General features: G+C 76.9%; 3 protein-coding genes. All 3 read left to right on the top strand.

Annotated features, from left to right (window positions below):
- Positions 1-188 precede the first annotated feature (188 nt).
- The 3 genes from K8Z49_RS13940 to K8Z49_RS13930 all read left to right on the top strand — a co-directional run bounded on the left by K8Z49_RS13940 (position 189) and on the right by K8Z49_RS13930 (position 12,228).
- Positions 189-1,211: an alpha/beta fold hydrolase gene (locus tag K8Z49_RS13940; protein ID WP_412519101.1), complete on the top strand. Its 1,023-nt coding sequence runs from the start codon at positions 189-191 to the stop codon at positions 1,209-1,211.
- A gap of 215 nt (positions 1,212-1,426) precedes the next feature.
- A complete protein-coding gene (locus K8Z49_RS13935) occupies positions 1,427-7,930 on the top strand; it encodes an SDR family NAD(P)-dependent oxidoreductase (RefSeq protein ID WP_412519099.1) in 6,504 nt (2,167 codons plus the stop codon).
- Positions 7,927-12,228 carry a beta-ketoacyl synthase N-terminal-like domain-containing protein gene (locus tag K8Z49_RS13930; RefSeq protein WP_412519097.1) on the top strand — a complete coding sequence of 1,434 codons (4,302 nt, stop codon included), beginning with the start codon at positions 7,927-7,929 and terminating at the stop codon, positions 12,226-12,228. Before K8Z49_RS13935 ends, K8Z49_RS13930 begins: the two co-directional genes overlap by 4 nt.
- Positions 12,229-12,232 lie beyond the last annotated feature (4 nt).

The following is a 12,232-nucleotide window of genomic DNA, read 5'->3' as shown; positions in this document are numbered from 1 at the left end:
GCCGTGCGTGCGCGAGACCCGCCCCGGGCCACCTCCGGCCCGCGCTGTCAATCCGATTTAACGAAGGCTTCACAGGCGGTCGATTTCGACCGTACTGAGACCAGGGTAGTAATACGGGAGTGCGCGGGGGCCGGCTTAGGTCATTGCGCGCCCGGTGCGGTCGTCTAATGCGGATGGATAATGGCGAAATGATCCTCACCCCGCGAGGCCTGCGAGCCGCCACGTCCAATCTTCTCCAGCTCGCGCTGTACGGCCACATCGCCGACCTGCGGCCGATGCCGGCGGAGACGGTCGGCGACGGCCCCGGGGGGACGGTGTACCGCTACCGGCCGCCGGACGGGCTGGTGCCGGCCGGGCCGCCGGTGCTGTTCGTCCCGCCGCCGGCGGCCCCGGCGCGCTGCTACGACCTGCGTCGGGGGTGCAGCCTCGCCGAGCACGTCGTCCGGGCCGGGCGGCGCAGCTACCTCCTCGACCCGGAGCCGGCCCGGGAGGGCGGCTCTGACCTGGGCATCGGGGAGTGGGTCCAGGATGTGCTGCCGGGCGCGGTCCGGGCGGTCAGCGCGGACGCGGGCGGGCAGCCGGTCCAGCTCGTCGGCTGGTGCCTCGGCGGGATCTTCGCGCTGCTGACCGCCGCGGCCGATCCGGGGCTGCCGATCGCGTCCGTCGCCGCGATCGCCGCGCCGGCCGACGCCCGGGGGGTGCGTCCCGCGCCGCCGCCGCCGCGGGAGCGGGCCTTCGGGCTCGCCGGCATCGACACCTACCTGGTGCGCCCCTACCGGACGATAATCAACCTCGACAATGCCGACTTTCTCGCACAGATTGAGGCACTCGATCATTTCGCCGGCGCGTTGATGTCCTATCCGGGACGCGCCGCCCGGCAGATTTACCACGCCCTTTCCCGGGACGGCGCGCTGCTGGCGGGCGGCATCGAGATCAATGGGCGGACGGTCGATCTCGGTGCGGTGGGCGTGCCGGTTCTGGCCATCGCCGGGCGCGGCGACCCGCTCGCGCCGGTCCGGGCCGTCCGGCCGCTCGTCCGGCTGCTGCGCGGGGCGCCGCAGGTGCGGTTCGAGGTCGCGAGCGGCGGCCACCTGGACGTGCTGACCGGACGCTCCGCCAAGGCGACCACCTGGCGGCACCTGGACCGGTGGCTCGACGAGGGCATCGTCCGGCACGGCATCCGCGCGCAGCGCGCCGCCGCCACCCTCTGACCCCGGCCGAACCCTCCCGCGCGTCAAAAGACGTTCCAGACTCCTTCGCCGGGCCGCCATCAACGCGCCCCCGGGTGTGTCGTCCCGGTGATCGGGATGTCGCCGACCGTAGTGTGGCGCACCGTTGTTGCGGAGCCGCGCCGGCCACGGCCGGGCCGCGCGGGACGTCGGGGGGCAGGCATGGCGGCGCACGAGGGCAGGACGGCGGGCGGGACATGACGGGGGGCGGTACCGCGCACGGCGGCCGGTCCCTGGCCGAGATCATCGGGGTCACCCCGTTCGGACGTCCCGCGCCTCATCTCGCGGTGGCCGTCGCGCGCGCGGGCGGGACCGGCGTCCTCGACCTCGGCACCGACCGCGCGACCGGGCGCGCCGCGCTCGCCGACGCCCGCCGCTGGTGGACGGGCCCGTTCGGGGTCCGCGTGCCGGCCGGGTGCCAGGTCAGGCCCGGCGACCTGCCGCCCGCGGTCGGCACCGTCCTGCTCGACGCGCCTTGCCTGGACGCGGACGATTCCCTGGACGTCGCCGGGTTCGCCCGCGGGCGCCGCCTCCTGGTCGAGGCGGTCGGCCTGGACGAGGCGCGCGCCGCGATCAGCGTGGCCCGCGGCCTCACCGGCGACGTGGGGATCATCGCGCGGGGCGCCGAGACCGGCGGGCGGGTCGGCGAGCCGACCACGTTCGTGCTGCTCCAGCAGCTGCTGGCCGAGCTGGACGTCCCGGTGTTCGCGGCGGGCGGGATCGGCCCGCACACCGCCGCGGCGGCGGTGGCCGGGGGCGCCTCGGGCGTCGTCCTCGACGTGCAGCTCGCGCTCGTCCGCGAGACGGACCTGCCCGCCGGGGTCGTGGCAGCGCTGAAGGCGATGGGCGGCACCGAGACCACGGTGGTCGACGGCCACCGCGTCCACCCCGGCACCGAGCCGGAGGAGCAGGGCCGCGCGGCCGGGCAGGAGCCGTTGCCCGTGGGCCAGGACGCGCCGCTCGCCGCCGCGCTCGCGGGACGGTACCGGACGGCCGGGGGAGTGGTGCGGGCCGTCCGGGAACAGATCGAGGCGCACCTTCGCGCGGCCGTCGCCGCCGAACCGCTCGCGGCGCGCGGGGAACCGGTCGCCGCGCAGAAGCCGATGATCCACATCAGCGACGGCTCCGCGTTCGCGGGCGCGGTCGCGCAGGACGGCGGCCTGCCGTTCCTAGCGCTCGGCCTGATGGACGGCGACCGGGCGCGCGAGCTGCTGCGCGACACCGCCGACCGGCTCGGCGGACGGCCCTGGGGCGCCGGGATCCTCGGGTTCGCGCCGCCGGAGCTGCTGGAGGCCCAGATCGCCGCCGTCCGGGAGGCCGGGCCGGCGCATGCGATCATCGCCGGCGGGAGCCCGGCGCAGGCCGCGCCGCTGGAGGCCGCCGGGATCGCCGCGTACCTGCACGTCCCGTCCCCGGAACTGCTCGACCGGTTCCTCGCCGAGGGCGCCCGCAGGTTCGTGTTCGAGGGCGCCGAGTGCGGCGGCCACGCCGGGCCGCGTGCGAGCTTCCCGCTCTGGGAGGCGCAGGTCGAGCGGCTGATGGCGTTCGACGGCGACGCGGCGGAGCTGTCGGTGATGTTCGCCGGCGGCGTCCACGACGAGCGGTCCGCCGCGATGGTCGCGGCGCTCGCCGGGCCGCTCGCCGAGCGCGGCGCCGGCGTCCGCGTCCTGATGGGCACCGCCTACCTGTTCACCACGGAGGCGGTCGCGGCGGGAGCGATCCCGCCGGGCTTCCAGGACGTCGCGCTCGGCTGCCGCGCGACGGTTCTGCTGGAGACGTTCCCCGGGCACGCGACCCGCTGCGCCCGCACCCCCTACGTCCGGACGTTCGAGGAGACCCGCCGCGAGCTGGAGCAGGTCGGGACGCCCACGCCGGAGGTGTGGCGCCGCCTGGAGAAGCTGAACCTCGGCCGCCTGCGCGTCGCGAGCAAGGGCATGCGCCGCAGCACGCCGGTGGACACCGATGTCCAGCGGGAGGAGGGCATGTTCCCGCTCGGGCAGGCCGCCGCCCTCCGCTCGGCCACGACCACCATCGTCGCCCTGCACGACCAGGTCACCTCGGGCGCGACCGCCTTCCTCGCCGGCCGCGCCGCCGAGCTGGGCATCGCCGGACCGGAGGCGGCACCGGCCGCCCGGCCCCCGGCCGACATCGCGATCATCGGCATGGGCTGCGTCTTCCCGGGCGCCCGCGACGCCGACGAGTACTGGGCGAACATCGTCGGCGGCGTCGACGCGGTCACCGAGGTCACCCGCTGGGACCCCGAGGTCCACTACTCCCCGGACGAGGAGGGCAGGACGCCGTCGAAATGGGGCGGGTTCATCCCGGAGATCCCGTTCGACGCCTCCGCGTACGGGATCCCGCCGCACGTCCTCGGCGGCATCGACCCGGTCCAGCTGCTCTCGCTGGAGGTCGCGTCCCGAGCCCTCGCCGACGCGGGCTACGGCGACCGCCCGTTCGACCGGTCCCGGACGTCGGTGGTCTTCGGCGCTGAGGGCGGCGGCGACCTCGGCATCGCGTACGGGGTGCGGGCGACGCTCCCGTCCTACTACGGCGAGGTCCCGCAGGGGCTGGACGAGCAGCTGCCGCGCCCGTCCGGCGACTCCCTCCCCGGGGTGCTCACCAGCGCGATCGCCGGGCGGATCGCGGACCGGCTCGACCTCGGCGGGCCCGGTTGCACGGTGGACGCCGCCGGCGCGTCCTCGCTCGCCGCGCTCGACGCCGCCTGCAAGGACCTCGCCACCGGCACCAGCGACATGGTGCTGTGCGGCGGCGCCGACCTGCGCACCGGCGTCCAGGACTACCTGCTGCTCGCCTCGGCGGGGGCCCTGTCGCCGTCCGGACGCTGCGCCGCGTTCGACGCCGCGGCCGACGGTGTCGCGCCGGGCGAGGGCGTCGCGTGCGTCGTGCTCAAGCGGCTCGCCGACGCCGAACGCGACGGCGACCGGATCTACGCGGTCGTCAAGGCGGTCGCCGGAGCGAGCGGGGGCCTCACCGCGCCCGGCTCGCAAGGGCGGCGGCGCGCCCTCGAACGCGCCTACGAGCGCGCGCGTGTCGCACCTGACGCCGTCGGGCTCGTCGAGGCGGACGGCGCCGGAACCGAGGCAGGGGACAGGGCGGAGCTGGCGGCGCTGACCTCGGTGTTCTCGCCGGCCGCGCAGGGCGCCGTCACCCTCGGCTCGGTGAAGTCGCAGATCGGCCACACCCGGAGCGCCGCGGGGCTCGCCGGGCTCATCAAGACCGCGCAGGCCCTGCACGCCGGAGTGCTCCCGGGGACGCTGCACCTGACCCGGCCCGCTCCGGACTGGACGCCGGACGGCCCGTTCGCCTTCGCCGCGTCCGCCCGGCCCTGGGCCGTCCGTCCGGGCGGACGGTACGCGGGGGTGAGCGCCTCCGGCCTCGGTGGCGCGGACTTCCACGCCGTCCTCGCCGGATACGAGGGGGCGCCAGAGCCGGTGTCCGGGCTGGCGGAATGGCCGGCCGAGCTGTTCCTGATCCGCGGGGCCGACCGGTCCGCCGCCCGCGCCGAGATCGACCGGCTCACCGAGCTGCTCGCGGGGCGGCCCCGGCTGCGCGACCTCGCCCGGACCGCCGCCTCGTCCGAGGGGCCGGTGCAGGTCGCGCTGGTCGCCTCCGGACCGGACGACCTGCGCGAGAAGCTCGCCCTCGCAACGGAGTTCCGCGCGGCGCCCGGCGTCTTCGCCGCGTCCGGCCGGGACCCGGGGCAGGTCGCGTTCCTCTTCCCCGGCGAGGGCGGCGGGCGGCCCGGCATGCTCGCCGGCCTGTTCGTCGCGTTCCCCCGGCTCCAGCGCCTCCTGCGCCTGGCGGGCGGGCGGTACGCGGCGGCGATGTACCCGCCCGCGGCGTTCACGCGCGCGGAGTCCCGGCGGCACCGGGCCGGGCTCACCGACCCGCGGGTCGGCCGGCCCGCCGCCGGCATCGCCGGGCTGGCCGTCCACCGGCTGCTCACGGCCGTCGGCGTCCACCCGGACCTCGCCGCCGGGCACGGCCCCGGCGAGCTGACCGCGCTCTGCGCCGCCGGCGTCGTCGACGACGCCGGACTGGTCGAGCTGAGCGCCGCCGCGGCGGCGCCGCCCACCGAGGGGGTCCCGCTCGCCGCCGGCGCGTCCGACGCCCTGCGCGCCGAGCTGCTCGGCCGCGACCTGAGATCGCCGGCGTTCCCCGTGTGGTCGAACCTGACCGCCGCCCCGTACGGCGCCGACGCGGGCGAGCTCGCCGCCACCCTCGCCGGGCACCTCGCCGCGCCCGTCCGGTTCGCGGAGCAGATCGAGGCGATGTACGACGCGGGCGCCCGAACCTTCGTCGAGGCCGGTCCGGGACGGGCCCTCACCGGCCTCGTCGGCGGGATCCTCGGCGACCGCCCGCACACCGCCGTGAGCTGCGACGCCCCCGGTGAGAACGACCTGGCCGGACTGCTGGCCGCGCTCGCCGCGCTGGCCGCCGCCGGCGTCCCGGTCGACCCGCTGCCGCTGTTCGCCGGCCGCGGCGCCCGCGCGCTCGCCGGGCCGCCCGCGGCCGCGCCCGGCTGGCTGGTCGGCGGCCACCTCGTCCGCAACGCGGACGGCGGCCCCCCGCCGGGCGGGCTGCGGCCCGCCGAGCGGATCGACCCGCCCGGCGCGGACGCCGCCGAGGCCGCCGTCCTGGAGTACCTGCGCGCGGGCCGCGAGATGATCGCCGCTCAGCGGGAGGTGGTCATGCGGCATCTGGCGGACCGGCACTCGGCCACGCCCGCGCCGGGCCCGGCCGATCCGGCCCCGGCCGATCCAGCGCCGTCCGTCCCGGCGCCGCGTCCCGTCGTGACCGAGGAGGCACTGTCGGGTGAGGCCATGTCGGGTGAGGCCATGCCGGGTGAGGCGCTGTCGGGTGAGGCCCCGGCCGGGGAGGAGCCCGGGGCCGCGCTCGACGTCCGCGCCACCGTGCTCGCCGTGCTCAGCGCCCGGACGGGCCGTCCCGAATCCCTGCTGGACGACGGCCTGGACCTGGAGGCCGACCTGGCCATCGACTCCGCCGGACGCACGGTGATCGCAGGGGAGCTGGCCCACCGCACCGGCGTCGCCCTCCCCGAACCCGGTCACCTCGCCGGCGTGACCACCGTCGGGGAGATCGTCTCCTGGCTGGAGGGCCGCCTCGGCGCGGCGCCGGCCGGACCGGCGCTTCCGGCCGTCCCGCCGCAGGCCCGGTCCGCCGCCCACGTGACGAGCGCGGCCCTGTCCGGAGGCCCGCCCCCGGCTCCGTCCCTGGCACCGGAGACCACGGCGGGCGGCGTGACCGGCGTCATGGAGGAAGAACCCGTCCCGCTCGGCCTCGCCCGGCACGTCATGCGCATCGTCGACCTGGACCCGCTCCCGGCGCCGCCCGACTCGGGGACGGCCTTCGCCGGGAGGCGCTTCCTCGTCGTGGACGACGGATGCGGCGTGGCGCTGGAACTGGCGACCATGCTGGAGAGGCACGGCGCGCAGGTGCGGACCCCGACGGACGTGGACGAGCCCTGCGACGGCCTCGTCCATCTGGCGGCGCTGCGGCCCGGGGCGGCGGGCGTCCTGCCGCAGGCGTTCGAGGACGTCCGGCGGGCGCTGGACGGCGGGCTGCGCTGGCTCGTCTTCGCCGGCGGGGCGGGCGGCACGTTCGGCCGCCGGTTCGAAGGCCGCGGTGCCGGGGACCCCGCGCCGGGAGCCGGGCTGCGCGGGCTGGCGACGGCGATCGCGCACGAGTACCCCGAGGTGCTCGTCCGCGCGCTGGACACCGACACCAAGAACACCCCGCGCGCGATCGCCCGGCAGATCCTCGCCGAGTTGCTGACCGTGGACGGACCGGTCGCCGTCGGCCACGACGGCGACCTCCGGCACGGGCTGGACCTGGTGCCCGCCGACCTGCCCGCGGAGAGCGGCCTGGACCTCGGGCCGGACGGCGTCGTCCTGCTGACCGGGGGAGCGCGCGGCATGACCGCCCGCGTCGCGCTGGAGCTGGCGCGGACCAGCGGCTGCCACATCGAGATCATGGGACGCGCCCCGGAACCCGCCGGGGAGCCGGAGTTCCCCGAGGCCGAGGACGAGGCCGCCCTGCGCCGGGCGCTGGTGGCGCGCGGCGAGGCCGGCCCGGCGGAGATCGAGGCGACGATCCGCAGGGTGCTGGCGGGACGCGAGACGCGCCGGAACCTGGCGGCGCTGCGGGAGCACGCGGCCTCCGTCCGGTACCACGACGGCGACGTGCGGGACCCGTACGCCGTGCGGAACGTCGTCGGCGCCGTCTACCAGCGCCACGAGCGGCTGGACGGCGTGATCCACGGAGCCGGTCGCGCCGCGGGCCGGCTCGTCCGCGACATGGCGCCCGAGTCGTTCGAGCAGGCCTACCGGACCAGGGTGGACGGCGCCGCCGCGCTCGTCCAGGCGGTCCGGTCCGACCTGGAGTTCTTCGTCGTCCTCGGCGGCGTCGCCGGAGCGCGGGGCGGGCGGGGGCAGGCCGGTCCCGCCGCCGCGGCCGAGGCGTGCGGCACGCTCGCGCACGTGTGGCGGACCCGGCTGCGCGGCCGGGTGCTCGCCGCCGACTGCGGCCCGTGGCCGGGGTCCGCGACGCCGGAGCCCGGGGTCGGGCCGGTCGATCCGGACGCCGCGGCCGCCGCGCTGCTCAGGGAGATCGCGCACGGCGGCGAGACGCACGTCGTGTTCACGGGGACCGTCCGGTGAGCGACGCCCGGGAGCCGATCGCGATCGTCGGCGCGGGGGCCGTGTTCCCCGGCGCGGGATCGGCGGCCGAGCTGTGGCGCAACGTCCTCGCCGGATTCGACGCGATCACCGACGTGCCGCCCGGCCGGTGGGACCCCGCGCTCTACTACGACCCCGGGGCGTACGGCCGGGAGCCGGAGAGCGACCGGTTCTACTGCCGGCGCGGCGGGTTCGTGGACGAGCAGGCGACCTTCGACCCGGCCCGGTTCGGGATCACGCCCGCGGCGGTCACCGGGATGGAGCCCGACCAGCTCCTCGCGCTGCGCGCCGCCGGCGACGCGATCGCCGCCGCGGGCGGTGACGAGCGGCTGCCCGACCGGACCCGGATCGGCGTGGTCATCGGGCGCGGCGGCTACATCACGCCGGGCGTGGCGCGGTTCGACCAGCGGGTCAGGACGTCCCACCAGGTCGCCGGGATCCTCGCCGAGCTGGTGCCCGAGCTCGGGGAGCGGCGGCTGGCGGAGATCCGCCGGGCGTTCTGCGCCCGGCTGGGCCCGGACGACCCGGAGGCGTCGGCCGGGCTCGTGCCGAGCTTCACCGCGTCCCGCATCGCGCACGGCTTCGACCTGCGCGGTCCCGCGTACACGCTGGACGCGGCCTGCGCCTCGTCGCTGCTCGCGGTCGAGCACGCCGTGCGGGCGCTGCGGAGCGGGCAGGCCGACGCGATGCTGGCCGGGGCCGTCCACCACGCCCAGCACGCGACCGTCTGGAGCGTCTTCAGCCGGCTGCGCGCGCTGAGCCCGAGCGAGACGATCCGGCCGTTCGACCGGGCCGCGGACGGGACGCTCCTCGCGGAGGGGACGGGCGTCGTCCTGCTGAAGCGGCTGCGGGACGCCCAGCGGGCCGGCGACCCGGTCATCGCGGTCATCGCCGGGGTCGGGTCGTCCAGCGACGGCCGGGCCGCGAGCCTGCTGAGCCCGCTGGTGGACGGGCAGGTCCTCGCGGTCGAGCGGGCCTGGCGGGACGCGGGCCTCGACCCGGCCGCGCCCGGCGCGGTGGGGCTGATCGAGGCGCACGGCACCGGCGCCCCCGCGGGCGACGAGGCGGAGCTCGCGACGCTGCGCCGCGTCTTCGGCACGGCCGGCCCGCCGATCGGGCTCGGCACGGTCAAGTCGATGATCGGGCACGCGATGCCGGCCGCCGGGATGGCCGGGCTGATCAAGGCGGCGTTCGCGCTGCGCGACGGCGTGCTGCCGCCGACGCTGCACGTGGACGAGCCGCATCCGGCGCTGCAGGACGGCCGCCTGCGGCTCGTCCGGGAGGCCGCGGAGTGGCCCCGGGACGGCGGGCCGAGGCGGGCCGCGGTCAACGCGTTCGGGTTCGGCGGCGCGAACGCCCACGTGATCCTGCGGGAGCCGCCCGCCGCCCGCCGGGCCCGGCGGCGCAGGCTCGACGCGCCGCCCTCGGAGGAGGGCGTGCTGAGGCTGGCGGCGCGCACGACCGACGACCTGGCCGAAGCGTTGGCCGTCCCGGATGAGGAACTTCTCGCCCAGGTCGCCGGGGACGTCCCGGACCTGCCGTGCCGTGTCGCCATCGTCGGCCCCACGCCGCGCAGGCTGGACCTGGCGCGGGCGGTCGTCCAGCGCGGAAGCGCCTGGCGCGGCCGGAGCGACGTGTGGTTCTCGCCCCGCCCGCTGCTGGCGGACGGCGGGCGGCTCGCGTTCCTGTTCCCCGGTTTCGAGCCCGCCTTCGACCCGCGCGTGGACGACGTCGCCGAGCATTTCGGGCTGCCGAAGGCCCGGCTCACCGGCCGCACCGACCTGATCGGGCACGCCGCCGACGCGATCCGGGCCGGGCGCCTGCTCGCCGCGGCGCTCGCCGAGCTGGGCGTCGAGCCGGACGCCGTGGCGGGCCACGGTCTCGGCGAGTGGACGGCGGCGACCGTCGCGGGGCTGTACGCCACCGATGAGGTCGCCGCGCTCGTCGAGGCGCTCGACGGCGAGATCCCGGACGTCCCCGGCATCGCGTACGCGGCGCTCGGCTGCGGCGCGGCGCGGGCGCGGGAGGCGGCCGGCGGGCGCCCCGGCGTCTTCGTCAGCCACGACAACTGCCCGCACCAGTCGGTGATCTGCGGCGGGCGCGGCGAGATCCGCGAGATCCTCGCCCGGCTGGCGTCGGAGGGGGTGCTCGGGCAGGAGCTCCCGTTCGCGACGGGCTTCCACACGCCGCTCGCCGAAGCCTGCGAGAAGCGGGTGAGGCACGCCTTCGAGGCACTGGCGGTCCAGGAGCCCCGGGTCCCGCTGTGGTCGGCGACGGCGGTCGCGCCGTTCCCGCGGTCCGCGCCCGACGTGCGGGACCTGGCCGTCCGCCACCTGCTCGAACCGGTCCGGTTCGGCGAGCTGATCGAGGAGCTGTACGGCGCGGCGCACGTACGGGCGTTCGTGCAGGTGGGGCCGGGGAGCCTGACCGGGTTCGTCGCCGACCGGCTCGGCGACCGCGAGCACCTCGCGATGGCCGTCAACGTGCCGAAACGGGACGGGATGGCCCAGCTCCGCCGCGTCGTCGCCGCGCTCTGGGCGGAGGGCTACGGCGCGGCCCCGCCGTCCCCGCCGCCGGTCGCGGGGATGCGCCTCGACCTCGGCACGCCGCTGGTCACGCTGGACGGGGCGGTGCCGCCGATCCGGCTCGCGTCCGGGAAGCCGCCGCTGCCGGCCGGTGATCCCGTCATGGCGGAGCTGGAGGCGCTGCTCGACGACGCCGCGAGCGGCGCGCAGTCCGTGGTGGAGGCGTTCGGCGGCCGGACGGCGCCTGCGGCCGCATCCGAGCCGGACCTGCCGGAGACGGAACTGTCTGAGGCGGGCCTTCCCGAGACGGGCGGGTCCCCGGTGGCGGCGGAACTGGACGCCTCCCGCGTCTTCTCGCTCGACACGATGCCCTACCTGGCCGACCAGTGCGTCGTTCCCCAGCCGCCGAACTGGCCTGACATGGCGGACCGGTTCCCCATCGTCCCGCTGGCCACGCTGCTGGAGACCATGGCGGCCGCCGCACGCGAACTCGTCCCGGACCTGGTGGTCGCCGGGTTCGAGGACGTCCGCGCGGTCCGCTGGATCGTCGCGGCCCCGGCGACCGCGGCGCGCGTCCGCGCCCATGTCGTCGGCGAGGGCGACCGGCCGCGCAAGGTGAAGGTCGTCGTGGAGGGCCACGCCGACGGGACGGTCCTGCTCGCCGGGCACTACCCGATGCCGCCGGCCCCCGACCACACTTCGCTCAGCATCGAAGGGCCGCCCATAGTCACAGCCGAACGGCTCTACGAGGAACGCTGGATGTTCCAGGGGCCGCTCTTCCGCGGTATCAGCGAGATCACCGCGCTCGCGGAGGACGGTGTGCGCGCCGTCCTGACCTCCTTGCCCACGCCGGGAGCGCTCATAGACAGCGCAGGGCAACTGTGCGCCCACTGGCTCCAGGTCTACGGCGACACCAACCAGACCGTGTTCCCGGTGGGGATCGAACGGCTCTCCCTCTACGGGCCGCTGCCGCCCGCGGGCGAACACCTGGAGACGACGGTCTGGAACCAGTCCCTGACCGACACGACCATGCGCTGCTCTGCGGAGTTGATCCGGGACAACGGCACGGTGTGGGCACGCATCGACGGATGGACGACGCACCGCTTCTACACCGACGAGTCCCTCTGGCGGATGAAGTTCACCCCCGAGGTGTCGGGAACGGGGGAACCGCAACCAGGCGGCTGGTGCCTGGCCCGCCGGCGCTGGGACGGCAGCGCGTCCCGTGATCTGCTGATGCGCCAGTACCTGTGCGCCGCTGAACGAGCCGAGTACGAGGCGCTCCCGTCCTACGCGCAGGGGCCGTGGCTCCTCGGACGGATGGCGGCCAAGGACGCCGTCAGGCACCACCTGTGGAGCGACGGGCACGGGCCCCTGTTCCCAGCGGAACTCACCGTCCAAGACGGCCCCCTCGGTCCCCTCGTGACGGGACCGTTCGATGAGCCGCTCACGGTCGCCGTCGCCTCGGACGACGAGCTGGGCGTCGCCCTGGTGCGGCCGGGCCTGGTGCCGGCCGGCATCGCCCTGGTGGAGGACGAGAGGAACGCGCGGGTCCGCGCGGCCAAGCAGGCGGTGCTGCGGTCGATGGGCGCCGGAGCGGACCGCCCCGAACTGGTCGTGACCGTCGCCGACGCCGAACGGCTCCTGATCGCGGCCGGCGGCACGGTCACCACCGTGGAGACACGCGAAGTCGACGGACACGTCGTGGCCTGGACGGCGGCGTCCGGCGGCCCGGACATGGAGGAGAGCCGAACATGAACGC

It is taken from the genome of Actinomadura madurae (genome assembly GCF_047130825.1).
GTDB classification, from domain to species: Bacteria; Actinomycetota; Actinomycetes; order Streptosporangiales; family Streptosporangiaceae; genus Spirillospora; species Spirillospora madurae.
This window is presented reverse-complemented; position numbering and strand designations above follow the sequence as displayed.

Bases quoted from the DNA above. Each gene is read 5' to 3' on its own strand.
- K8Z49_RS13935 (WP_412519099.1), top strand. From the start codon at position 1,427: ATGACGGGGGGCGGTACCGCGCACGGCGGCCGGTCCCTGGCCGAGATC.
- K8Z49_RS13940 (WP_412519101.1), top strand. From the start codon at position 189: ATGATCCTCACCCCGCGAGGCCTGCGAGCCGCCACGTCCAATCTTCTC.